Consider the following 24,259-nt stretch of genomic DNA (forward strand, 5'->3'; position numbering starts at 1 on the left):
CAGTCTGTCAGGCCGCACCGACAGGTCCGATACGTTGGTAGGCACTATGAGCGACCAACTGATCATGTACACCACGGTGTGGTGCGGCTACTGCCGCCGGCTGGAAACCCAGATGAAGGCCGCCGGCATCGACTACGGCAAGGTCGACATCGAGCACGATCCGGCGGCCGCGAAGTTCGTGGCCGGGGTCAACGGCGGCAATCAGACCGTCCCGACGCTGAAGTTCCCCGACGGCAGCACGATGACCAACCCGAGCATCCGCGAGGTCAAGGCGAAGCTGGGCATCTGATGACCGCGGAGGCCGGCATGGACGAGGAGTTCGGCCGGTACCGGCTGCGCGGGACCCTCGGCACCGGCGGGATGGGTCAGGTGTACCGGGCCTACGACACCGCGCTCAACCGCGAGGTCGCGCTGAAGGTGCTGCACGCCGGGGCGGCCAGCGACCCGGTGTTCGTGGCCCGGTTCAAGCGCGAGGCGCTGGTGGCGGCCGGCATCGACGAGCCGCACGTGGTGCCGATCTATGACTCCGGGGAGATCAACGGCCGGCTGTTCATCGCGATGCGGCTGATCGCCGGAACCGACGTCGCCAGCATGCTCAAAAAGGGCCCGCTGCCGCCCGAGCAGGCCGTGTCGCTGATCGAACAGGCCGCTGCCGCACTGGATTCCGCGCACGACGCCGGTCTGGAGCACCGCGACATCAAGCCCGGCAACCTGCTCGTCACGCCGAAGAACTTCCTGTACCTGATCGACTTCGGGATCGCCCGCGCGCCCGGCGAGGCGCAGCTGACCAACACCGATGCGACGATCGGGACCGCGGCCTACATCGCGCCGGAGCGGCTCACCCGCGGTGTCGCCGACCACCGCGCCGACGTCTACTCGCTGGCCTGCGTGCTCTTCGAGTGCCTCACCGGGTCCAAGCCGTATGCCGGGGAGTCGCTGGAGCGTCAGCTCTACGCGCACGTGCACGAGCCGCCGCCGCGGCCCAGCGAGGTCAACCCGGCGGTGCCCGCGGCGTTCGACGCGGTCATCGCCCGGGGCATGGCCGTGGACCCCGACCAGCGCTTCAGCAGCGCCCCGTCGCTGGCCGCGGCCGCCCGGGCCGCGCTCACCGAGGGCGGGTCGGCGCCGGTGCTGTCCACCGCAGAGATGGCGATGCCGGACTTCACCGGGGAGCTGCCGACGCCTACCGGGCCTACCGGGCCGGGTGGGCCGTTCGGTCCGAACCCGACGCGGCAGCTGGAAACCCCCGGCCCGGGCTACCCCGACACCCGGATCCTGCCGGCCGATGCGCTGCCCCCTGCCGTGCTGCCCCCTGCCGTGCCGCCTCCTGCTGTGCCGCCTCCTGCCGTGCCGCCGCCGGCGGTCGTGCCCGCGGCCGTGGCGCCGACTCCCCCGCCGCTGCCGCCGGAGCTCGCCGAACCCGCGGAGACCCCGGCACCGAACCGGCGGCGCCGCTGGATCGTCGTGCTGGCCGCCGCGGCGGCCGCGGTGATGCTGGTCGTCGCCGTCGCGATCGGGCTCCCCGGCGGCGACGACGCCGCCGAGCCCGGTCCCGTCGTCACGCCGACGCAGGCCACGGTGTTCTCGGTCGGCGGTGAACCCGACCACCCGGACCGGGCCGGGCGGGCCATCGACGGCAACCCGGACACCGGGTGGACCACCGACATCTACTCCGACGCGACGCCGTTCCCGACCTTCAAGGCCGGCGTCGGCCTGATGCTCACCCTGCCCAGCCCGACCCGGGTCGCCACCGTGAGCGTGGCGGTACCCAGCACCGGAACCGCCGTCGAGATCCGCTCGGCGCAGACCGCCAACCCCGCGTCGCTGGCCGACACCACCGTGCTGGCCGGGCCGACCACCCTGACCCCCGGCGACAACACCATCACCGTCGGCGCGACAGAGCCGACATCCCATCTGCTGGTGTGGATTTCCACCCTCGGCAGCACCGACGGCCAGAGCCGCACCCGGCTCTCGGAGATCGTGGTCCACGCCGCCAGGTAGGACGCCGGGTGGTCAGCCCTGCTCGGCGTAGGCCCAGGACTCGATGATCTCCCGGGCGATCGACACCGCGCCGGGCAGCAGGTACTCGGCGGTCGACCCCGGCGTCGTCCAATCCCCGGCGGCCAGCGCCGCGCACACCTGCGCGCGGCTGAACCAGCGGGCCTCGGCGATCTCGCCGTCGAGATAGGCGAACGCCTGGGCCGGGTCGCCGAGGGCGTGGAAGCCCACCATCAGCGACCGCGGGAACGGCCACGGCTGGCTGCCCAGGTAGCGCACGTCGGTGACGTCGATGCCGATCTCCTCGCGGATCTCGCGCACCACGCAGGTCTCGAAGGATTCGCCGGCCTCCACGAACCCGGCCAGCAGCGAGTACATCCGCTCCGGCCAGCCGTGCTGGCGGGCCAGCACGATGCGGTCGGCGCCGTCGTGCACCAGCGCGATGATCGCCGGGTCGATCCGCGGGAACTCCTCCCGGCCGGTCACCGGATCGGCGCGGGCCCAGCCGGCGCGCACCACCCGGGTCGGGGTCCCGTCGATCGGGCTGAACCGCGCGTTGTCGTGCCAGTTCAGCAGGGCGGTCGCGGTGACCAGCAGCTGGGCGCTGAGGTCGTCGAGGTCCACCCCGCCGCGGCGCAGATCCACCACCCGGGCCGCCGCGTCGCCCGGGTCGGGCAGCGGGCCGCGCAGCGCCCAGGCGTGCCGGCCGTCGGGCAGCCGGCCGACAAACACCGCCTCGGCCGGCGGGGTGTCGCCCAGCCCGCCGGTCGATGACAGCACCACGGTGTTGCCCGCGACCAGCGCCTGGCCCCGGCCGTCGACCCATAGCACCGCGGCGTCGGTCCAGCCGGCCACGGCGGCGTCGATGTCGGTGCGCAGTTCGTCGCTGCGGTCGGCGCCCACCCGGGACAGCAGCGGGACCGCGCGCAGCCGGAAGTCAGCCATCGCGGAGGTCAGGCATCCTCGTCGGCGACGGTGCGGACGTAGAGCAGCCGGTCCTCGGCCTCCACCGCGTCGGCCCGCGGGTCCCCGACCCGCATCAGCTTCCCGTCGCGCACGATGCCCAGCACCATGTCGCCGAGGTGCTTGGGCGACCCGCCGATCTCCTTGCGCTCGACCGCGCGCTCGGAGATCGCGAAACCGGCGTCCGGGGTCAGCAGGTCCTCGATCAGCTCCACCACGCTGGGCATCGCGGTGGCGATGCCCAGCAGCCGGCCGGCGGTCTCCGAGGACACCACCACCGAGTCCGCGCCGGACTGCTTGAGCAGGTGCTGGTTCTCCGACTCCCGGATCGAGGCGATGATCTTGGCGTTCGGCGCGAGTTCGCGGGCGGTCAGGGTGACCATCACCGCGGTCGGGTCGCTGTTGGGCGCCACGATGATCGAGGAGGCGTGCTGGGCGCCGGCCAGCCGCAGCACGTCGGCGCGGTTGGCGTCGCCGCGGACGGTGACCAGGCCCGCCGAGGCGGCCCGCTCCAACATCACCGGGTCGGTGTCGACGACGACGATCTCCGCGGGCGGCACCCCGTCGCTGACCATCGCGGCGATCGCGGTCTTTCCCTTGGTGCCGTAGCCGACGACGATGGTGTGTTTACGCACCGATCTCCTCCAACGCTGAATCTTGAACGCCTGCCGCGACGCCGCGGTCAGCGTCTCGACGGTGGTGCCGATCAGCACGATCAGGAACGCCACCCGCAGCGGGGTGATGACCAGGACGTTGACCAGCCGGGCCGACGGGCTGATCGGGGTGACGTCGCCGTAACCGGTCGTCGACAGCGACACCGTGGCGTAGTACAGGCAGTCCAGGAACGACAGCTCGTTGCCCTGCGCGTCAATGTAGCCATGCCGGTCGATGTAGACGATGAACACCGCGGCGAACAGTGCGCCGAGGGCGTACAGGATCCGGCGAGTGATTCGGTTGACCGGGCTGACGAACCGCTCCGGCATGTGCAGGGTGTCCGCCAGCACCGCCACCGGCTTGTTGGTGAGGCTGTCATCGAGGCCGCGCAGCCGGCGGCGCAGTCTGTTACTGGCCACGCCGTTGACTCACCGATTCCGCCCGACGCACCCCACAATGAAAGCATGACCCTTCCCCTGAGCCGGACCGACGCACCCGATCCCGGCAAACTCGCGCTCGGCATGGCCGCGACGCTCGGCCTGATGGGCGTGGTGCATTTCGCGGCGCCCAAACCGTTCGACGCGATCGTGCCCGAGCAGCTGCCCGGCGGCCAGCGGCTCTACACCTACGCCTCCGGGGTCGCCGAGCTCGGCACGGCGGCCCTGCTGGCGGCGCCGCAGACCCGGCGGGCCGGCGGGCTGGCCGCGATGCTGGTGTTCATCGGGGTCTACCCGGCGAACATCTACATGGCGGTGCAGTGGTGGCACAAGCCACTGCCGATGCGGCTCATCGCGTTGGCGCGGCTGCCGTTGCAGATCCCGATGATCCTGGCGGCGCGCCGGGTGTGGCGGCACTCCTAGCGCCGGTGGCGGCCTGGGCGGCGGGCTCGGTTGCCGTCTCGGCGGTCTCGGCGGCGGTCTCGGCGGCGCCCTCGGCGCGGCCGATCAGCGCCGCCAGCTGCCCGGCGCCGGGCAGCGCCTCCGGGTAGACGGTGTCACCGGAGCGCACGTAGTGGAACGCCGCGCGGACCTGTTCGGGGTCGCAGCCGCGCAGGCCGGCCCACGCGATTCGGTACACCGCGAGCTGAATCGCGTTCTGGCGCAGGGTTTCCGGGTCGGTCGGCGGTGAGCCGGTCTTCCAGTCCAGCACGGTGAAGTCGTCGCCGTCGGCGAACACCGCGTCGATCCGGCCGCGCACCACCTTGCCGCCGATGGACATCTCGAAGGGCACCTCGATGTCGACCGGGGTGCGGTTGGACCACGGCGAGGCGGTGAACGCGGCCTGCAGCGCGGCCAGCTGGTCGGGGTCCACCGGCGCGGCGTCGGCGGCGCCGGGCAGGTCCTCCAGGTCGAAGAGCCGGTCGGCGCGGTAGAACCGCTGCACCCATTCGTGAAACGCGGTGCCCAGCAGCGCGTGCGAGTCCGGGCGCGACGGCAGCCGGCGGCGCAGCCGGATCGCCGCCGCCGTCGGATCGCGGTCCAGGTCGACCAGCGCGCTGACCGACAGTTGCGGGGGCAGCGCGGCCGGCCGGGCCTGCCGCGGGCGGGCCCGCTCGGCCAGCAGCGCGTCGACCTCGGCGGCCCAGCCGTGCGGGTCCCCGGGCGCGGCGGATTCGGGATCTGGTTCGGCGGGTTCGGGTTCGGGAGCGGCATCGGTGCCAGCCGCGGCCATCGCGGCGGCCACCAGCGCGGCCCCGCGCTGCACGTCGGCGCGGGCACCGCCGAGCGGATCGTCGGGCCAGGACACCTCGACGGTGTTCTCCTGCAACGGGTTCTGCGCGCCGACCGGTGGCTCCGGGGCCCACTGGTCGACCTCGCCGCAGGGGTCGCCGGCGGCGCGGTCGGCCTCGATGATGCCGGCGAGCTCGGTGAGGAACTCCGAGGGCCCGCGCGGCTTTTGCCCCGTCTCGCCCCAGTGGTGACCGGAGATCAGCAGGGTGTCCTCGGCGCGGGTCAGCGCGACGTACAGCAGCCGGCGTTCCTCGTCGTTGCGGCGCTGGGCCAGCTGCGCCTTGTGCGCGGCGATGATGTCGGCCAGCTGCTTGCGGTCGGTGACCTCCGCGGTGTCGAGCACCGGGACGCCGTGCTCGCCGAGGGTGACCCGGTCCCCGCGCAGCACCGGCGGCAGGTCGCCGGGGCTGCTCAACCAGGTCCGGCCGGTGGCCCCGGACGGGAACACCCCGGCCGACAGGTGCGGCACCGCGACCAGCTGCCACTCCAGGCCCTTGGCGGCGTGCACGGTCAGGATCTGCACCCGGTCGGCCGCGGCGGTGACCTCCGCCGGGCTCAGACCGCCCTCCTGCTCGACGGCGGCGTCCAGGTAGCCGAGCAGCCCCAGCACCGGGTCGGTGTCGCGGGCGCTGACCCGGGCGGCGTAGCCGTCGACGACGGCGGCGAACGCGTCGAGCTGCTCGGTGCCGCTGCGGCCCGGTCCGCCGTGCGCGGCGGTGACCTCGACGTCGACGCCGAGGGTGGCCCGCACCGCGGCGACCAGGTCGGCCAGCGGGTGCTGCAGCTGGGCGCGCAGCGCGGTCAGCTCGGCGGCCAGCGCGGTGATCCGGCGGTGCCCGGCCGGGGAGTAGGCCTGTGCGGGGCCGGGATCGCAGATCGCATCGGCCAGCGCGGGGCTGTCGGCGTCGGGCGCCAGCTCGGCGACGACCGCCGCGGCCGCCGTTGCCGTCGCGGCGGCCCCGGGCCGGTAGTCCAGGTCGCGGGCCCGGCGCCACAGCGCGGCGAGGTCGGCGGCGCCCAGCCGCCAGCGCGGCCCGGTCAGCACCCGCAGCGCGGCGCTGCCGGCGGCCGGGTCGGCGACCAGCCGCAGCATCGCCACCACGTCGGCGACCTCGTCGATGGCCAGCAACCCGGCCAGCCCGACCACCTCGGCGGGCACCCCGAGGGCGCGCAGTTCCTCGGCGATCGGGGCGGAGTCGGCGTTGCGCCGGACCAGCACCGCGGCGGTCGGCGGGTCCTGGCCGGCGGCGGTCGCGGCGTGCCAGCGGCGGGCGATCTGTTCGGCGACCCAGCGGCGTTCGGCGACGACGTCGGGGCACAGCGCCAGCGCGACGGTGCCCGGTTCGGCGCCGGGCTTGGGCAACAGCTCGCCGACCTCCACCGATCGCCGGCGGGCCGGTTCGGACACCGCGTTGGCCAGCCGCAGCGTCGAGGGCGGGTTGCGCCAGCTGGTGCGCAGTTCCAGCATCGGCGCCGGGCCGCCATCGGCCAGCGGGAAGTCGGTGGCAAAACGCGGCAGGTTGGTCGCCGACGCGCCGCGCCAGCCGTAGATGGACTGGATCGGGTCGCCCACCGCGGTCAGCGCCAGGCCGTCGTCGGCACCCCCGCCGAACAGTCCGGACAGCAGCACCCGCTGGGCGTGGCCGGTGTCCTGGTACTCGTCGAGCAGCACCACCCGGTAGCGCTCGCGCAGCGCCCGGCCGACCTCGGGGGTGCGCTGCACCAGCCGGGCCGCCGCCGACATCTGGGCGCCGAAGTCCATCACCTTGGCCTCGCGCATCCGGGCGGCGACGGCGTCGATCAGCGGCACCAGCTCGGCGCGCTGCTCCTGGATCTCCAGAATGGCCAGCAGGTCCTTGGTCGGCTCGGCGCGCTGGCGCGGACCCGGCGGCAGGGTGGTGATCAGCCGGCCCAGCTCCTGGTGGGTGAACCGCACCGCGTCGGTGTCCACCAGGTGCTCGGCCAGCTGGCCGGCCAGGTCCAGCACGATGCCGGTGACCGCGGCCGGGGTCCGTTCCATCTCCAGGGCGCCCGGGTAGCGGCTGACCACGTCGAAGGCCAGCTGCCAGGTCTCGGTCCGGTCGATCAGCCGGGCGTCGGGCTCCACCGGCAACAGCAGCCCGAACTCGGTCAGCAGGGTGCCGGCGAACGCGTGATAGGTGGCCACCGCGGGCGGGGTGTCGTCGACGGTGCCCGGCGGCACCAGGCCGGCGGCGGCCAGCCGGGCCAGCCGGGTGCGGACCCGCCGGGCCAGTTGGCCGGCGGCCTTGCGGGTGAAGGTCAGCCCGAGCACCTGCCCGGGGGTGGCGTAGCCGTTGGCGACCAGCCACACCACCCGGGCGGCCATCGTCTCGGTCTTGCCGGCACCGGCGCCGGCGATCACGACGAGCGGCCCCGGCGGGGCGGCGATGACGGCGGCCTGCTCGTCGGTGGGCTGGTGCAGGCCGAGGATGTCGGCGAGTTCGGTCGGTGACAGCGGGTTCATCGGCGGCTCCCCGGGTCGCGGTGCGCGGGACAGCCGGCCCGCATCGGGCAGTTGCCGCAGCCGGTGTTGCGCCGGGCGGTGTAGGCCGGGCCGGCCATGTCGGCCGCCGCGGCGTCGATCCGCTGGCGCCAGTCGGCCCGGGTCTGCTCGGTCAGCGGATCCTGCTCGCGCACGGTGGCCCCGTCGCGGCCGGTCTTGGCCAGGTAGACCAGCCGGGCCCCGCCGGGGGTCTCCTCCGCGCCGAGCAGGCCCTCGGCGACGGCCAGCTGGTACATGGCCAGCTGGGCGTGCGCGGCGGCGTCGGCCTTGCTGACCGGGCTGCGGCCGGTCTTGATGTCGACGATCACCAGTCGGCCGGCCTCGTCGCGCTCCACCCGGTCGGCCCGGCCACGGACCGCCACCCGCTCGTCGAGGGCACCGGTCACCGCCAGCTCGGTGCCGACCTCGGTGAGCTCGCCGCGGGTGCGGGCCCGCCAGTCGTGGAACGCCTCCAGCATGGCCAGGTGCCGGCGCAGCTCGTTGCGGGCATGCCACGGCGATCCGAAAGGCAGCTGCTCCCAAAGCTTTTCCAGTTCGTTGGCCAGCGCCTCGGGGCCGCGGTGCCCGTCGGCGATCAGGGCGTGCACCAGGGTGCCCAGCGCCGACGGCAGATCGCGGGGATCGGCGCCGCCGTGCCGTTCGGCCAGCCAGCGCAGCGGGCAGTCGGTCACCGTCTGCAGCACCGACGGGGACATCCCGACGACGGCGTCGGCGGCGAACACCGGCGCGTCGGTGCTGACCGGGGCCAGCCCGTACCAGTGCGCCGGGTCGGCGCCGGGCACCCCGGCGGCGGCCAGCCGGGCCAGCTGGCTGGCGGCGGCGAACCGGTCGGCGTCCTCGATCGCGCCGTCGGGGGCGCAGACCGCCGCGCGCAGCCGGCCGACGACCGAGGACTCCGAGAGCACCGCCGGCGCGATCAGCGGGGCCGGCGCTTGGTCTGGGCCTGGGCCTGGGCCGCCCGGATCGCCGGGGATCGCCAGCCGGGCGATCTCGTGGAAGAACGCCGAGGGCAGTTCCACCCCGTCGCCGCTGCCGCCGGTCTCGGCGTCCACCGCGGTGACGATCAGCGTCCGCCGGGCCCGGCCCATCGCGGTCAGCAGCAGCCGGCGCTCGTCGGCGACCAGCGGGGCGCGCACCGAAACCGTGCCGGTGACGCCGTCGAGCAGGTCCAGCAGGCCCTGGGTGCCGAGCACCCCGCCGCGCGGAATGGTGTTGGGCCACAAGCCTTCCTGCAGTCCGGCGATGACCACCACGTCCCATTCGGCGCCGAGGGACTGCTGCGGGCTGAGCACGGTGACCGCGTCGGGGGCCTCGATCGGTTCGGTTGCGGTGATCGGCAGGGTCAGGCCCCGGACGTGGTCGACGAGGGTGGCCGGGGTCGCGCCGGGGCTGCGGTCGACGAACTGGTCGGCGATGTCGAAGAGCTCGGTGACGGCGTCGAGGTCGGCCTCGGCGCGGGCGGCGCCGGGGCCGCCGCGCTCGATCGCCGCGAGCAGCCGGGCCTGCAAGCCGCTGCGCTGCCAGGCCTGCCACAGGCCGCGGCGGGGGTCGTCGGAGCCGGCGGCCGCGGCCGCGTCGAGCACCTTCTTCAGCCGCTGCAGCGGGCGGGCGTGCGGGCCGGCCAGCCCGTCGGGCACCGGGCCGGCCAGCGCCGCGACGACCAGTTCGCCGAAGCCCAGCGGCGGGGCCGCGCCGTCCAGCCGGCGCAGTGCGCGGCGCAGTTGGCGCAGCGTGACCGGGTCGAGCCGGCCCAGCGGGCCGGACAGCAGGGCCAGCGCGTCCTCGCCGGTCAGCCCGTCGTCGGCGGCGCCGAGCACGGTCAGCAGCGCCCGAACGGTCGGGTTCTCGGCCAGCGGCGGGCGGCTGCGCCCGGGGGCCACCGGCACCCCGGCGGCGGTCAGGGTGCGGGTCAGCGCGGCGCCGACCCGGGACACCGAGCGGACGATGACGGCCATCTGCGACCACGGGGTGCCGCCGATCAGGTGCGCGCGGCGCAGCGCGTCGGCGATGGCGGCGGCCTCGGCGTGCGGGGACCCGGCCAGCAGGGCGCGGACCCGGCCCGGGTCGGGCTCGGCGGTGTCCGCGGCCGGCGCGGCGGCGCCGTCGATTCGGCGGGCCGGGCCGGCGCCGGGCAGCCCGGCGGCCACCGCGGTGATGGCCGCGGCGACCGCCGGCGCGCAGCGGTGCGAATCGTGCAGTTCCAGGGCCGGGCCGTCGGCGTCGTCGAGCAGCAGTTCCGGGGAGGCGCCGCGGAACCCGAACGCCGCCTGGTTGGGGTCACCGGCGATGACGGTGAGCGCCGGGCCGGGGGCCAGCAGCCGGACCAGGCGGACGGCCTGCGGATCCAGGTGCTGGGCGTCGTCGACGAGCAGCACGCTGAGCCGGGCCCGTTCGGCGGCCAGCAGATCCGGGTCGGTGAGCAGCGCGTCGGCGGCGGCGCCGATCATCTCGGCGGCGCCAAGGGCGGGCACGGTGGCCTGCGGGGCGGCCATCCCGACCGCGGCGCGCAGCAGCATGACCTGCTCGTACTGCTGGGCGAACCGGCCGGCGGCCGCCCATTCCGGGCGGCGCATCCGGGTGCCCAGGCGGCGCAGGTCGGTGCCGTCGAGGCCGCGTTCGGCGCAGCGGGCCAGCAGGTCGCGCAGTTCGGTGGCGAACGCGGCGGTGCCCAGCGCGGGGCGCAGCGGCGGCGGCCAGTGTTCGGCGCCGTCGGCCTGGTCGCCGGCCAGCAGTTCGCGGATGATGCCGTCCTGCTCGGTGCCGGTGATCAGCCGCGGCGGCGGGTCCCCGGCGCGCTGGGCGGCCCGGGCCAGCAGCGCGAACGCGTAGCTGTGGGCGGTGCGGACCAGCGGTTCGCGCACCACGGCCGACTCCGCCGGCGTGCCGACGCCGGTGGTGAGCAGCGCGGTGGTCAGCGCGGCGCGGGTGGCGGCGGCGGGCCGGCCGGCGCCGGTGAGCAGCAGCACCGATTCGGGGTCGGCGCCGGCGGCGATCCGGTCGGCGGCCAGGCCGATCAGCAGCGCGCTCTTGCCGGTGCCGGGACCGCCGAGCACCCGGACGATCCCGCGCGCGTCGTGCAGCGCGGCGGCACCACCCGGGAGTTCGGCGGCGTAGCTGATCGTCATGGGGACATGACAGCACGGCGGTCCGACATTTCCGGGCGCCGACACAGCGGGCCGCCCGCGGCGCAGCGGGCCCTGTCAGCGCCCGGCGCGGGCGGGCGACTTGACCAGCAGCGCCATCGCGACCACGACCCCGCCGATCACCGCCCCGAGCAGGAACGCGGTGTGCAGCCCGGCGGCGTCGGGCACCGGGAACTCCGAGCGGGTGGCCATCGCCGCAACGGTGACGAACAGCGCGATGCCCAGTGCCCCCACCACCTGCTGCACGGTGGCCATGATCGCGCTGCCGTGCGAGTACAGCTGCTCGGGAAGCGCCGACAGCGCGTCGGTCATCAGCGGCGTCATCATCATCCCGACGCCCGACATCAGCAGCACGTGCGCCACGACGACCAGCCACAGCGGAGTGTGCGCGCCGAGCACCGCCAGCAGGCACAGCCCGACGAACGAGATGACCGCCCCGGGCAGCACCAGGATGCGGGCGCCGAGCCGGTCATAGACCCGCCCGACGATCGGGCCGAGCACGCCGAGGACCAGGCCGCCGGGCAGCATGACCAGGCCGCTGACCAGGGTGCCCTCCCCGTGCACGGTCTGCAGGTACAGCGGCAGCAGCACCGCGACGACGGCGATCATGCACATGAACAGCATGGCGACCATGCTCAGCGCGACGGCGAAGGTGCGGTTGGCCATCGGGCGCAGGTCCAGCATGGCGCGGTCGCGTTTCTGCATCCGCAGTTGCCGCAGGATGAACGCCGTCAACCCGAGCGCGCCGACACCCAGGGTCACCCCGGTCACCGCGGGCGCGGTGCCGCCCGCGCCGACCGCCGACAGCCCGTAGAGCAGGCCGCCGAACCCGATCGCCGCCAGCGGGATGGACAGCACGTCGAGCGGGACCGCGCGGGCCGAGGCCCCCGCGGAGAGCTTGACCAGACCGACGGCCAGGGTCAGGACCATCAGCGGCAGCACGCTCCAGAACAGCCAGCGCCAGTCCAGCCGGGCCAGGATCACCCCGCCGACGGTCGGGCCGAGGGCCGGTGCGAAGGCGATGACCACGGTGATGATGCCGATGACGCCGCCGCGGCGGGATTCCGGGACCATCCGCATGACCGTCGTCATCAGCAGCGGCATCACCATCGCGGTGCCGCAGGCCTGCAGCACCCGGCCCACCATCAGCACGCCGAACCCGGCCGCGAGCGCGCAGATCAGGGTGCCCGCGGTGAACAGCAGGCAGGCGGCCAGGAACACCTGGCGTTCGGTGAACCGCTCCAGCAGGTAGCCGGTGGTGGGGATCACCACCGCGGTGGTCAGCAGGAAACCGCTGGTCACCCACTGCACGGTGGAGGTCGAGATCCGCAGCTGGTCGCTGAGGGTGGGCAGCGCGACGCTGAGCACGGTCTCGTTGAGCAGCATCACGAAGGCGGCCAGCACCAGGACCGCGATGACCAGCCCGGCGCCCGCGGGCAGGGCGGCGGACGAGCCCCGCTGGTCGGCCTCGGAGCTGGGATGTTCGGTCTGGGATTTGCCGGCGGCGGAGCGCACGGAACCTCCTGCGGCCGCGTCGCTTCGGCGTGGACACGGCGGTTTTGGGTGGAGACGCAACGATATTGACATCGGGCGTGGCCCGCAAACGATATTGACATCGGGCGTGGCCCGCAAAACGTTATCCGGCGGGTGGCAGCATGGCGCTCATGCCCGCACCGCTGCACGTGTACCGCTACGGCCCGGCCGGCCCCGCCCGGGTGCTGGCCCTGCACGGCCTGACCGGCCACGGCAGGCGCTGGGAGCATCTGGCAAACGGTTTCCTGCCCGACGTGCCGGTCCTGGCACCCGACCTGATCGGGCACGGCCGCTCGTCGTGGGCGGCGCCGTGGAACTTCGACGCCAACATTGCGGCGCTCGCCGCGCTGCTGGAGGCCGACGGCGGCGGGCCGGTCGTGGTTGTCGGTCATTCGTTCGGCTGCGCGGTGGCGGTGCAGCTGGCCGAGCGGCGTCCCGATCTGGTCGCCGGGCTGGTGCTGCTGGACGCCGCGGTGGGTCTGGACGGCGACTGGATGTCGCAGATCGCCGCGGCGATGCTGTCCTCCCCCGACTACCCGGACCGGGCGGAGGCGCGCGAGGAGAAGTCCGGCGGGTCGTGGGCCGACGTCGACCCCGAGTTGCTCGACGCCGACGTGGACGAGCATCTGATCACGCTGCCCAACGGTCGTTTCGGCTGGCGGATCTGCATCCCGGCGATGGTGTCGTACTGGAGCGAGCTGGCCCGGCCGGTGGCCTACCCGCGGCCCGGGACGCCGACGGTGCTGGTCCGGGCCCGCTGGACCGATCCGCCGTATGTGACCGAGGAGCTGATCGGCGGGCTGCGCGAACGGTTGGGCGACGCGCTGCGGCTGGTCGAGCTGGACTGCCTGCACATGGTGGCCCAGGCCAAGCCGGCCGAGACCGCGGCGCTGATCCTCGAGCTGCTGGACCACTGAGATGGCCAAGGTCGGCGACGCCGACATCGAGCGGGTGCGCGCGTTGATCGCCGCGGTCCCGCCCGGCCGGGTCGTCACCTACGGCGACGTCGCGGCGGCCGCCGGGCTGTCCAGCCCGCGGATCGTCGGCTGGATTCTGCGCACCGATGCCGCGGACCTGCCCTGGCACCGGGTGATCGCCGCGTCGGGGCGGCCGGCCACCCACAAGAGCAACCGGCAGCTCGAGCTGCTGCGCGCCGAGGGGGTGCTGGCCGACGACGGGCGAATTGCGTTGGGTGAGTACCGGTTTGTGTTCTGACCGCAGGTTGCAACCTGCGGTGTCGGGCGCGAAAGTTAAAGTGACGCCGCGGACGACGGTGGCGCCGGGGAGGATGAGCAAATGACGAATAGCGGACTGCCTGCAGTACCGGTGTGGACTTTGACGACGCAAGAGGTCAACGTCCCCGAGATCTTGGCTGACGCAGTGTCGCCGGAACGTCTGCGTGAGCTTCGCGGCGTCCTGGCTGCGATGGCCGCGGCTCCCATCGTGACGCTTGAGGCCCATCCGGCCCCCACAGATCTCGACCGCAGCACCGGGATGCCGCTCGACGCGGCAAGCCCGCTCGCCACGCACCTGTCCAATCTCATCAAGCAGACCTCTACACCTGTTGGCCAAGCCGGCGCCAGCAGCGAAACCCTCTACCGAATGGTGGTGCCGGCAAAGGTGGCTTCTGAGTGGAGCTCAGGGTTGGTGAAGCCGATGGCGTCAAAGGCAGCGGCGGGAGGGATTTACGGCGCGCTGACGAAATCCTCGGGGATCGCCGCACAGGCCACCTTTATCCCAGTAGCCGGGGGTAAGGCCGCGGCCGCTGGCGCAGTCGGCGGCTCGGCCGCGACCGTTGGAGCTACCGCCGCCACGGCCACTGCGCTGACGGTTGCAGCGCCGCTGGTGCTGATGGCGGTAGCGGTGGGAGTCAGTGCCCACGCCGAGCAGAAACGCCAGCAAGCGATCGAAAAGATCACCTCGCTGCTGGAGAAGTTGCATGACGATGCACTTCAGCAAGAACGGACTGCTCTGAACGGCTGCCGATCTGCAATCGAAACAGCGACCGCCATCCTGCTCGATCAGGGCCGCATTGGCGCATCGGTGGGGCTCGGTAACGCAGTTCATACGATCAACACCGCAGTCGCCCAGGCTGAGCACCGGCTGCAAACGTGGAAGAAAGCCCTCAAGAGGTTCCAGGGGCGCCGGGTTGGCCTCGCATCACTTCGCGAAAAGTTCACAGGTATAGACGACGGGAATGGTGGGCTCTTCCGTGCCCACTTGGACATTGCGGAACTGGCGATCGCACTGAAGAAGCGGGTGCTGGTTCTGCAGGCCGTCGAGCACGCCCAAATGGACGAATCGAATGCGTTCGAAAGTTTTGTTCGGGCAATCAAGACCGACCAACGCCACCTCGAAGAACTTGAGGCCGGCATCGCTGAAGTCCTAACGGGTCTGTCGAATCTGGAGCTCGATCGCGCTCGAGGTATCCGAGACGTGGTGTTCTCTCGCGGAGAGGTGGACGAGCTTCTGCACACCTCGCACCTGCTCCATGAATTGGGCAACGAGATCAGTATCGAGGATCCACGCGCGGAGGTCGCGATCGAGATGCTCCGGGCCCCAAACGGATCGGTCACGGTATTCCCCGCCCACGCCATCTGAGAACCCCGGTCGCGATGGACCGGTTTGTGTTCTAGCCCGCAGCCCGCACGGTCGGCCAGAACAGCGTGAACAGCCGCTGGCGCCAGTCCTCGGCGCGCGCGCCGGTGCGCGAGTATTCGGCCAGGTAGGACCCGACGATGGCGTCGATCAGGGTTGCGGCGTCGAGGTCCGCGCGCATTGAACCGTCGGCCCGGCCGGCCTCGACGGCGGCGATCAGGGGCGCCCGCTGGTCGGCGAGGATCCGGCGGAACAGCTCGGTGAAGGCCGGGTCGTCGTCGGTCAGCAGCAGGGCCGCGCGCCCACCCAGCCCGATGCCGTGATCCACCGGATCGATGGCGTGTTCGATGATCCAGCGGAGCCGGTCCGCCGCGCTGGTGCCGAACTCCGGCGGCGGCGGGATGACCACCCTCGACAGCGCGGTGGCCAGCATGTCCCGGCGGTCCGGGTGCCGCCGGTAGATCGTCGTCTTGGCGATGCCCGAGTGATCCGCGACCGCTTCGACGTTGACCGCGCGCGGGCCGCCGGTGCGCAGCAGGTGCAGCGTGGACTCGGCGATACGGTCCTCGATCGTCGCCATCCTGGGCTCCTCCGTCATCGGGGAATAAAACCGGGCCGCGAAACGCTACACGTAGCGTTTCCATCTCGTAAGGACTCTCGTGAGGTAACCATCATGTTCAAGAACTACAGCGGGATGTCGCTGGCCGTCGCCGCGTTCTCCTGCCTACTCCTCGCATTCATCTCCCTGGGCACCATGGTCGTCAGCCTGGCCAGCGGCAGCACGCTGGCCGTCATCGCCGGCGTCTGCCTGGTGGTGTTCATGACCGCGGCCATCATCGGATTCCGGATGTCGGCGGTCCGGCTGGCCAACGCCCGCAAGCGTGGCGGCGGTGCCACCAGCGCGGGTGTCTTCGGCGAAGCGCTCCGGCGCGACCAGGTCGATCGATACCTGCAGACCTACCGCGGCGCACACTGACCCGCCGTCAGAGCACCAGCCGCACCAGCGCCGCGGTCCGGGCCAGCCCCGGGAACGCCGCGGCGGTGGAACGCGGGTGCAGTGCGTGCACCGCGAGCCGGAACATCAACGCGCGCAACAACATCTGCGGCCACTCCGGCAGCGCGTCCCAGCGATCGATCAGCCCGTCGTCGGCGTCGCCCCAGGACAGCGCGTCGACGACGGCCACCCCCGCCGCCCACGGCGCCGGCCGCCAGTACGGCGTGATGTCGGTGATGCCGGGCGCGGCAGCCCCGGCGAACAGCACGGTGCCGTACAGGTCGCCGTGCACCAATTGATTGGGGCTGCGGGTCGGCTTGCGCAGGGTGGCCAGCTCGTTGAGCAGATCGACCGAGCGCTGGCCGTCGGCCGACCCCGGGGACAGTCGCGCGCCCGACGGCAGCGAGTGCAGCGGGCGTTCCTCCCAGGCGGCCCGGTCCGCGGCGGTGAACACGTCGACCTCCGACCACGGCGCGATCGGCGGCTGAGTCAGAAAGCGCGGCCGCTCCAGCTTGGCGGTGCCCTCGTGCAGCCGCACCGCGGCGGAGACCACCTCGTCGTGCCGCGGCTCGGGGGTGCCGGCGACGTAGGTGTCCGCCCGCCAGCCCGAGACCACGAACCGGCCGTCGGTGGAGCGCACCGGCCGGGCCAGCCGCAGGCCGTCGACGAACAGCGTCTCGCGGACCTTGGCCGACCAGGCCGCCCGGGCGTGGTCGGCGACCAGCGACAACACCACCTCGCCGAAGCGCCAGCCGTCCTCCCAACCGGCGCCGAGCTGCACCGAGCGGGCGGCGTTCAGCCCGAACGCGGCAAGCACGTGATCCGGTGGCCGTTCGACAGTCACCGGATCACCCTAACGCCGCGACCCCGGCGGCCCGGGCTTGCGGCGGGCTGTGTCGCGCCTCAGTAGACGACCATGTCGGGGTCGAACCGCCGCGCCCACTCGACGATGCCGCCCGTCAGCGACACCACATCGGTGATCCCGGCCGCGCGCAGGGTGGCCGCCACATCGGCCGAGCGCAGCCCGGATTTGCAGTACAGCACCACCGGGCGGTCGGCCGGCACCCGGTCCAGACCCACCCCGGCGTCGATCTCGGACTTGGGCACCAGCACCGCGCCGTCGATCCGGTTGATCGCCCACTCCCCCGGCTCGCGAACGTCGATCAGCGCGAACTCTGTTCCCGCGCAGCGCAGTTCGTGCAGCTCGGCGGGACCGATGGTGCCGACGCCGGTCGGGGCGGCCGGGATGCCGCAGAACTCGTCGTAGTCGATCAGCCCGGTGATCGGCGCGCCCGCCGGGTCCTTACCGAGCCGGATGGTGCGGTAGGTCATGGCCAGCGCGTCATAGAGCATCAGCCGGCCGAGCAGGGATTCACCGGTGCCGGTGATCAGCTTGATCGCCTCGGTGCCCATGATCGAGGCGACCGAGCCGCACAGCACACCGAGCACCCCGCCCTCGGCGCACGACGGCACCATGCCCGGCGGCGGGGGTTCGGGGTACAGGTCGCGCAGGTTCAGCCCGCGGCCGTCCGGGGCGTCCTCCCAGAACACCGCGATCTGCCCGGTGAACCGGTAGATCGATCCCCAGACGTAGGGCTTGTGCGCCAGCGCGGCGGCGTCGTTGACCAGGTAGCGGGTGGCGAAGTTGTCGGCCCCGTCCAGGATCAGGTCGTAGTCGGCGAACAGCTCGACGGCATTGGCCGCCTCCAGCCGAAACTCGTGCAGCCGCACCGTGATTGCCGGATTGAGCGCCAGCACCGACTCGCGCGCGCTGACCGCCTTGGGCCGACCGACGTCGGCCTGGCCGTGAATGATCTGACGCTGCAGGTTGGATTCCTCGACGACGTCGAAGTCGATGATGCCCAGGGTGCCCACCCCGGCGGCGGCCAGGTACAGCAGCGCCGGGGAGCCCAGCCCACCGGCCCCGATCACCAGCACCCGGGCGTTCTTCAGCCGTCGCTGCGCCTCGTCGCCGAAACCGGGGATGATCAAATGTCGGCTGTACCGGGTGATTTCGTCCCGGGACAGCTCGGCGGCGGGTTCCACCACGGGTGGCAGCGACGGCATGGTGAGCTCGGATCAGGCGATCGGGTAGGGCCAGGGGTTGAATCGACAGGACTTGCCGTCGGCCCCGACCTGCCCGGGGTCGAACTTCGAGGCGTCGTCGTTGGAGGTGGAGAAGGTCTGCTGCATCATGATCGGCGCCAGCGCCCCGTTCTCGGCGCACGGCTCGTGCTGCTGGTAGCCGATGGCGTGGCCGACCTCGTGGTTGATCAGGTACTGCCGGTAGGAGCCGATGTCGCCCTGGAACGGCATCGCGCCGCGCACCCAGCGGGCCTCGTTGAGGAACACCCGGGACTGCGGTTCGCCGCCGTCGGCCGGCCGATAGGCCGGGTTGAAGCAGGAGGCTTCCAGCTCGATCTCGTAGCCGCAGCCCTCCCGCACCGTCATCGGCGAGGTCAGTGACACCCGGAAGTCCGGTTCCCCCTCGAACCCGGCATCCACCCGGCGGAACGCGATCCGCGGGTCATGGGTCCAGCTCTTCGGGCTGGCCAGGGTCTGGGTGACCATCGCGGCGAACGCGTCGTCGCCGTAGTAGTTGGTCGGGTCCAGCCCGTCCTCCACCTCGATGGTGTAGTTGAACACCTTCACCGTGCCCTGCCCGACCTGCTCACCGGTGCCCGGCACGATGCGCCAGCTGCGCTCCCCGGCCTCGGTGTAGGGGTCGTTGCCGGGCAGCAGGCCGGTCGGCAGGTTGGCGTCGAATTCGGTCAGGCCCTTGGGCGGGGCGCCGATGATCGTGGTGGCGTGCGCGCCGAGTTCCGAGCCCTGCGCCGGCGGCTCCTCGATGGCGGCCGGCGGCGTCGAGCTGCCGGCCACCGTCTGGTACAGCACGATCACGGTGACGACGGTCAGCACCGGCAGCGCGTAGGCACGCCAGCCGTAGGTGGCGATGAAGCGGCCCAGCCAGCTCTGCTTGGGGTACTGGCGGCGATCGTCGCGGTTGGACCGGGGCCGGCCGGCGTCCCCGGCCAGCGGGTCGCGCTGGGCGCGCAGGGGTTCCCGCAGGTCGCTGCGCAGCACGGGCACGCGACTTCCTCCGCCACGTCCCGGGTAGGTCACCGTCCCAGGATGGCACATTCGGCGGTACCGCCCGGTTTGGCGCGCCCACCGCACCCGGCCACTGCTGCCGGGGCTGCGGCCGCGACAGGAGTAAGGTCGGGACGGCGTTGGGCCATCGGGCCGTCGCCGCGACCGCCCGCCGACCGTGAGGGAATTTGATGAGCAATCTGGCCAATTCGGCCCGCCCGAACGGCGGTTCCCCGGACGGCGCGGAGCGCACATCGGGTTCCGGTTCGAGCCGCCGCGGGGTCCGGATGCCGCGCGACGAGCGCCGCGGCCAGCTGCTGCGGTCGGCCTCGGAGGTGTTCGTCGACCGCGGCTATCACGCCGCGGGCATGGACGAGATCGCCGACCGGGCCGGGGTCTCCAAACCGGTGCTCTACCAGCACTTCGCCTCCAAGCTGGAGCTGTACCTGGCGGTGCTGGCGCTGCACGTGGACAACCTGGTCTCCGGGGTGCGACGGGCCCTGCGCACCACCACCGACAACCGGCTGCGGGTGCGCTCCGCGGTGCAGGCGTTCTTCGACTTCATCGAGCAGGACGACCAGGGCTACCGGCTGATCTTCGCCAACGACTACACCAGCGAGCCGACCGTCAACGCCCAGGTCAAGGTCGCCACCGAGTCCTGCATCGACGCGGTGTTCGACCTGGTCAGCCACGACTCCGGGCTGGACCCGCACCGCGCCCGGATGATCGCCGTCGGGCTGGTGGCGATCAGCGTGGACTCGGCGCGCTACTGGCTGGACAACGGGAAGCCGATCACCAAGGATTCCGCCGTCGAGGGCACCGTCGCGTTCATCTGGGGCGGCCTGTCGCACGTCCCGCTGGCGCGGGCCTGACGCCGACAGCGGGTTCGACAAAAACCGGCCGAGCGGTGTGCCCGCCCGGCCGGTGTCGTTCTGGGAGCTGCTGCGGCTACTTGGCCGCACCGCCGATGCCGAAGCCGACCCGGCCGCCGTCGGCGGGGCCGATCTCCACGTAGGAGATCTTGGCGGTCTGCACCAGGAAGCGGCGGCCCTTCTCGTCGGTCAGGCTCAGCACCGAGTTGCCGTCGCCGGACAGCGCGGCGCTGACCTGCTTCTCCAGCTCCTCGGGGGTTTCGGTGCTGGCGAAGACGAGCTCGCGCGGGCTGTCCGTGATGCCGATCTTGACGTCCACGCTGGACCCTTTCCTTGGTCGGATATGCCTTGCCAGGCTAATCGACGTGGCAGCGCTGCGGCGGCGTGGGCCGTTCGCGCTGCGCGAAGCCCGATCACCGGACACACCGCCGCGGTTCGCCCCCGATACCGCGAACGTCCGTACCATCGAGTTAGAGAAGTGACTGATGTGACAGATGTGAAATCGAGTGTGCGGGTGGTGAGGCAATGAACAGGCCGTACTGGAACGGCGGGACCGGTTACGCCGACGACCGCGGCGGCCGGCGCTACGGCCGTCGCTCGGCGACCACCGCGCTCTACGACGACGCCCCGGAGTACCAGCCCGAATACACCCGCAACCTCGGCTACGACGATGACACGCAGGACCTCGGCGAGCCGATGGACTACGAGGATTACGACGACTTCGACGACGGGCACCCGGGCTACTACGGCGCCGACAACCGCTGGCGCTGGGTCGCCGCGATCGCCGGAGTGGTGCTGCTGATCGCGCTGGTCGGCACCGCCGTCGCGTTGCGCGGCGGGGACGCCTCCACCGCGGCCACCACCCCGACCGCCAGCAGCCCGGTGCAGGACGCCGTCACCACCACCCCGCGGACCGTCACCGCGACGGTTTCGCCGCGCACCCCGGCCGCCCCGGTGCCCCAGCAGTCGCTGCCCCCGGAAACCGTCGTCACCGTGCCGCCGAACCCGTCGGACCATCAGAACCCGCAGGACATTCCGGTGCCGCCGCCGGCTGCCGTCGTCGACCCGACCGTCGCCGCCCGGACCATCACCTACTCGGTGACCGGCGACCGGCAGCTGTTCGACCTGGTCACCGTCATCTACACCGACGCGCAGGGCTTCCCGCGCACCGACATCAACGTCGCGCTGCCGTGGACCCGCACGGTGGTGCTCAATCCGGGGGTGTCGCTGAAGTCGGTCACCGCCACCAGCATCGGCGGCAAGCTGAACTGCGCGATCTCCGACGGCACCGGCGCGGTGCTGACCCAGCAGAACGCGGGCACCATGCTGGCGGCCTGCTCCAACTGACGCCCCTTGCGGGGGCCCTTTTGGCGGGTCCCTTTGCGCGGCCGGGCGGGCCCCCTTTGCGCCGAGCGCTCACCTGTGTACAGCGTCCACGGCGTGTCCTGTACCTGGATGAGAGCTCGGCAAATCCGGCCCGCGCCAGCGCTCAACTGTGTACAGATTCCCCGGCGTGGCGTGTGCCTGAGTGAGCGCTCGGCAAAAAAAAGGGGGCAGCTCGGCAAATCCGGCCCGCGCCAGCGCTCAACTGTGTACAGATTCCCCGGCGTGGCGTGTACCTGAGTGAGCGCTCGGCAATAAAGGGGGCGGCCCGGCAGCTGTGCACGGCAAAAAGGGGCCAGCCAGGAAAAGGGGCCTAGGCCAGGCCGAGCTCGGCCATCCGGTCGGCGTGGGTGCGCTGCAGCCGCTCGAAGAACTCGGCCAGGTGCCCGAGCCCGTCGGTGCCGGAGACCACCAGGTCCACCAGCTCGTCGCGCTCGGCCAGCACGTACTGCGCCTGGGTGATCGCCTCGCCGAGCAGCCGGCGGGACCACAGCGCGAGCCGGTGCCGCTGCTGCTGGCTGGCCGTCACCGCGGCCCGCACCTCGGACACCACAAACTGCGAGTTCCCGGTCTCGGCCAGCACCTCGCGGACCACGCCGGCCACCTCCTCGGGCAGCGCGTCGGCGATCTCCAGGTAGAAATCGGCCGCCAGCGCGTCACCGATGTAGGTCTTGACCAGCGCCTCCAGCCAGGTGCGCGGGATGGTCTGGGAGTGGTAGGACTCCAGCACCGGCGCGTACGCCGCCATTGCCTCCTGCACGTCGACGCCGCGCTGCTGCAGGGCCTCGCGTAGCAGGCCGTAGTGGCCCATCTCGGCGGCGGCCATCTGGGCCATGTTGATCCGGCCGCTCAGGTCCGGGGCCATCCGCGCCTCGTCGGTCAGCCGGTAGAACGCGGCCACCTCGCCGTAGGCCAGCAGGGCGAACAGTTCGTTGATCCCGGGGTGGTCCGCCGAGACCGTTGTCGAACGCATGCGGTCACTCTAAGGCCTGCGCCGCGGGCGGCCGGTCCGGCCCCGTGAGCACGCGAAAGCGGCTTGTGAGCATGCGGGGGGTTATGCTAATTGCAGGCAGTGGCAATCCGTGCTGCTACCTGGTAAGTGTGCGTGCACGCAGTCGGTCCGCCTCAGACAGAGCGCCGGGCCCCGCGAATCCGGCACCGAAACGTGCCGGAGCCTCGTTCGAATCCGAACTCGTGCGCGCGTTGGACGACGCGACGAGCAAAAACTCGGACCAGAATTGAAAGGCACCTCCGCACCCTCATGACTCATATCAACAAGTCCTTCGCCGAACTCGGCGTGCGCGACGAGATCGTCCGCGCCCTGCGTGAGCGCGGCATCGAGCATCCGTTCGCCATCCAGGAACTCACCCTGCCGATGGCCCTGGCCGGCGACGACCTGATCGGCCAGGCCCGCACCGGCATGGGCAAGACCTTCGCCTTCGGCGTGCCGCTGCTGCACAAGGTCAGCACCGACGCCGACCGCCCGCTGTCCGGCGCGCCGCGCGCGCTGATCGTGGTGCCCACCCGCGAGCTGTGCATCCAGGTCTACGAGGACCTGTGCGGCGCCGCCCAGTACCTGACCGCCCCCGCCGGCGAGGGCGAGCGCCCGCTGTCGGTCGTCGCCATCTACGGCGGACGGCCCTACGAGCCACAGATCGAGGCGCTGCAGGCCGGCGCCGACGTCGTCGTCGGCACCCCGGGCCGGCTGCTGGACCTGGCCAACCAGGGCCACCTGCAGCTCGGCGGGCTGTCGGTGCTGGTGCTCGACGAGGCCGACGAGATGCTGGACCTGGGCTTCCTGCCCGACATCGAGCGGATCCTGCGGCTGACCCCGGACACCCGGCAGTCGATGCTGTTCTCCGCGACGATGCCGGATCCGATCATCACGCTGGCCCGCACCTTCATGAACCAGCCGACCCACATCCGGGCCGAGGCCCCGCATTCGGCGGCCACCCACGACACCACCGAGCAGTTTGCCTACCGTGCGCACGCGCTGGACAAGGTGGAGATGGTCAGCCGGATCCTGCAGGCCGAGGGCCGCGGCGCCACGATGATCTTCACCCGCACCAAGCGGACCGCGCAGAAGGTCGCCGACGAGCTCGGCGAGCGCGGCTTCAAGGTCGGCGCCGTACACGGTGACCTGGGCCAGATCGCCCGGGAGAAGGCGCTGGCGGCGTTCCGCACCGGCGACGTCGACGTGCTGGTCGCCACCGATGTCGCCGCCCGCGGCATCGACATCGACGACATCACCCACGTGATCAACTACCAGATCCCCGACGACGAGCAGTCCTACGTGCACCGGATCGGGCGCACCGGCCGGGCCGGCAAGACCGGCATCGCCGTCACCCTGGTGGACTGGGACGAGATGCCGCGCTGGGGCATGATCGACAAGGCCCTTGGCCTGGACACCCCGGAGCCGGCCGAGACCTACTCCAACTCGCCGCACCTCTACGAGGAGCTCAACATCCCGACCGGCGCGACCGGCAGCATCGGCGCGCCGAAGCGGACGTCGTCCAAGCGAACCGAGCGCGCCCCGCGCGCCGAGCGGGAGTCCAAGCCGCGCGAGCGCACCCGGGAGCGTCGCCGCACCCGCGGTGGCCAGGCCGCGACCGCCGCCGCCGCGGCCGACGGGTCCGAGGCCACCGCGACCGTCATCGCCGAGCCGTCCGCCGGATCCGCCGAGGGTTCCGAGGCGCCGCGGCGTCGTCGCCGCCGGCGCCCGCGCAAGGCCCCGGCCGCCGCTGCCGCCGCCCCGGCCGCCGACGGCTGATCCCGCC

21 protein-coding genes are annotated in these 24,259 nt (G+C 72.5%); 10 read left to right on the forward strand and 11 right to left on the reverse strand.

Annotated elements, in window-relative coordinates; translation table 11 throughout:
* Positions 1-46: 46 nt before the first annotated feature.
* Both G6N10_RS09175 and G6N10_RS20375 read left to right on the forward strand, forming a co-directional pair.
* A complete protein-coding gene (locus tag G6N10_RS09175) occupies positions 47-289 on the forward strand; it encodes a mycoredoxin (RefSeq protein WP_085095115.1) in 243 nt (80 codons plus the stop codon).
* Entirely contained in the window at positions 289-2,001 is a 1,713-nt protein-coding gene (locus G6N10_RS20375; protein WP_234810516.1) for a serine/threonine-protein kinase, read from the forward strand. The genes G6N10_RS09175 and G6N10_RS20375 overlap by 1 nt, the downstream gene beginning before the upstream one ends.
* A 12-nt stretch (positions 2,002-2,013) precedes the next feature.
* Here G6N10_RS20375 and nudC read toward each other — a convergent pair whose 3' ends face one another.
* Both nudC and G6N10_RS09195 read right to left on the reverse strand, forming a co-directional pair.
* Complete coding sequence (nudC, locus tag G6N10_RS09190; protein ID WP_085095117.1) at positions 2,014-2,943, reverse strand: NAD(+) diphosphatase; 930 nt, start codon at positions 2,941-2,943, stop codon at positions 2,014-2,016.
* 8 nt (positions 2,944-2,951) lie between these two features.
* Entirely contained in the window at positions 2,952-4,034 is a 1,083-nt protein-coding gene (locus G6N10_RS09195; protein WP_085095119.1) for a potassium channel family protein, read from the reverse strand.
* Between the two features lie 45 nt (positions 4,035-4,079).
* Between G6N10_RS09195 and G6N10_RS09200 the strand changes: the two genes are divergently transcribed.
* Positions 4,080-4,475, forward strand: coding sequence for a DoxX family protein (locus G6N10_RS09200; protein ID WP_085095121.1), 396 nt, complete (start codon positions 4,080-4,082; stop codon positions 4,473-4,475).
* On the opposite strand, the gene G6N10_RS09205 is transcribed toward G6N10_RS09200, so the two are convergent.
* The 3 genes from G6N10_RS09205 to G6N10_RS09215 all read right to left on the reverse strand — a co-directional run bounded on the left by G6N10_RS09205 (position 4,402) and on the right by G6N10_RS09215 (position 12,527).
* Positions 4,402-7,830, reverse strand: coding sequence for an ATP-dependent DNA helicase (locus G6N10_RS09205; protein WP_085095123.1), 3,429 nt, complete (start codon positions 7,828-7,830; stop codon positions 4,402-4,404). The genes G6N10_RS09200 and G6N10_RS09205 overlap by 74 nt on opposite strands.
* Entirely contained in the window at positions 7,827-10,988 is a 3,162-nt protein-coding gene (locus G6N10_RS09210) for a PD-(D/E)XK nuclease family protein (RefSeq protein ID WP_407664022.1), read from the reverse strand. The genes G6N10_RS09205 and G6N10_RS09210 overlap by 4 nt, the downstream gene beginning before the upstream one ends.
* 81 nt (positions 10,989-11,069) lie before the next feature.
* Positions 11,070-12,527, reverse strand: a complete 1,458-nt coding sequence (locus G6N10_RS09215; protein WP_234810517.1) for an MDR family MFS transporter — start codon at positions 12,525-12,527, stop codon at positions 11,070-11,072.
* A gap of 149 nt (positions 12,528-12,676) precedes the next feature.
* Here G6N10_RS09215 and G6N10_RS09220 point away from each other — a divergent pair, with 149 nt between their 5' ends.
* The 3 genes from G6N10_RS09220 (at position 12,677) to G6N10_RS09230 (ending at position 15,146) form a co-directional block, all read left to right on the forward strand.
* Complete coding sequence (locus tag G6N10_RS09220) at positions 12,677-13,462, forward strand: alpha/beta fold hydrolase (protein ID WP_085095404.1); 786 nt, start codon at positions 12,677-12,679, stop codon at positions 13,460-13,462.
* A gap of 1 nt (position 13,463) precedes the next feature.
* Positions 13,464-13,760: an MGMT family protein gene (locus G6N10_RS09225; RefSeq protein WP_085095130.1), complete on the forward strand. Its 297-nt coding sequence runs from the start codon at positions 13,464-13,466 to the stop codon at positions 13,758-13,760.
* 81 nt (positions 13,761-13,841) lie between these two features.
* Entirely contained in the window at positions 13,842-15,146 is a 1,305-nt protein-coding gene (locus G6N10_RS09230) for a hypothetical protein (RefSeq protein ID WP_085095132.1), read from the forward strand.
* Between the two features lie 31 nt (positions 15,147-15,177).
* Here G6N10_RS09230 and G6N10_RS09235 read toward each other — a convergent pair whose 3' ends face one another.
* The gene (locus G6N10_RS09235) at positions 15,178-15,723 is read right to left on the reverse strand and encodes a TetR/AcrR family transcriptional regulator (RefSeq protein WP_234810518.1); all 546 of its coding nucleotides are present in this window, start codon (positions 15,721-15,723) and stop codon (positions 15,178-15,180) included.
* A 93-nt stretch (positions 15,724-15,816) separates the two neighbouring features.
* Here G6N10_RS09235 and G6N10_RS09240 point away from each other — a divergent pair, with 93 nt between their 5' ends.
* Positions 15,817-16,119, forward strand: a complete 303-nt coding sequence (locus G6N10_RS09240; protein WP_085095136.1) for a hypothetical protein — start codon at positions 15,817-15,819, stop codon at positions 16,117-16,119.
* A gap of 7 nt (positions 16,120-16,126) precedes the next feature.
* Here G6N10_RS09240 and G6N10_RS09245 read toward each other — a convergent pair whose 3' ends face one another.
* Genes G6N10_RS09245 through G6N10_RS09255 form a run of 3 tightly spaced genes read right to left on the reverse strand, consistent with a single transcriptional unit; the run spans position 16,127 to position 19,260 of the window.
* Entirely contained in the window at positions 16,127-16,981 is an 855-nt protein-coding gene (locus tag G6N10_RS09245; RefSeq protein ID WP_085095138.1) for a TIGR02569 family protein, read from the reverse strand.
* A gap of 59 nt (positions 16,982-17,040) precedes the next feature.
* On the reverse strand, positions 17,041-18,204 hold the full coding sequence (gene moeZ / locus G6N10_RS09250) for an adenylyltransferase/sulfurtransferase MoeZ (protein ID WP_085095140.1): 1,164 nt from the start codon (positions 18,202-18,204) through the stop codon (positions 17,041-17,043).
* 12 nt (positions 18,205-18,216) lie between these two features.
* Positions 18,217-19,260, reverse strand: coding sequence for a DUF3152 domain-containing protein (locus tag G6N10_RS09255; RefSeq protein ID WP_085095142.1), 1,044 nt, complete (start codon positions 19,258-19,260; stop codon positions 18,217-18,219).
* Positions 19,261-19,418: 158 nt separating this feature from the next.
* On the opposite strand from G6N10_RS09255, the gene G6N10_RS09260 reads away from it, so the two are divergent.
* On the forward strand, positions 19,419-20,099 hold the full coding sequence (locus tag G6N10_RS09260) for an HTH-type transcriptional activator FasR (protein ID WP_085095144.1): 681 nt from the start codon (positions 19,419-19,421) through the stop codon (positions 20,097-20,099).
* 76 nt (positions 20,100-20,175) lie between these two features.
* On the opposite strand, the gene G6N10_RS20380 is transcribed toward G6N10_RS09260, so the two are convergent.
* Entirely contained in the window at positions 20,176-20,418 is a 243-nt protein-coding gene (locus G6N10_RS20380) for a DUF3107 domain-containing protein (RefSeq protein ID WP_234810519.1), read from the reverse strand.
* Between the two features lie 206 nt (positions 20,419-20,624).
* On the opposite strand from G6N10_RS20380, the gene G6N10_RS09270 reads away from it, so the two are divergent.
* Positions 20,625-21,446 (forward strand): hypothetical protein, encoded by an 822-nt coding sequence (locus tag G6N10_RS09270; protein WP_085095148.1) that lies wholly within the window; start codon positions 20,625-20,627, stop codon positions 21,444-21,446.
* 349 nt (positions 21,447-21,795) lie between these two features.
* Here G6N10_RS09270 and G6N10_RS09275 read toward each other — a convergent pair whose 3' ends face one another.
* Positions 21,796-22,455, reverse strand: coding sequence for a ferritin-like fold-containing protein (locus G6N10_RS09275; RefSeq protein ID WP_085095150.1), 660 nt, complete (start codon positions 22,453-22,455; stop codon positions 21,796-21,798).
* 288 nt (positions 22,456-22,743) lie between these two features.
* Here G6N10_RS09275 and G6N10_RS09280 point away from each other — a divergent pair, with 288 nt between their 5' ends.
* Entirely contained in the window at positions 22,744-24,252 is a 1,509-nt protein-coding gene (locus G6N10_RS09280) for a DEAD/DEAH box helicase (RefSeq protein ID WP_085095152.1), read from the forward strand.
* Positions 24,253-24,259 lie beyond the last annotated feature (7 nt).

The organism is Mycolicibacterium fallax (assembly GCF_010726955.1).
In the GTDB taxonomy this organism is placed as follows: Bacteria; Actinomycetota; Actinomycetes; order Mycobacteriales; family Mycobacteriaceae; genus Mycobacterium; species Mycobacterium fallax.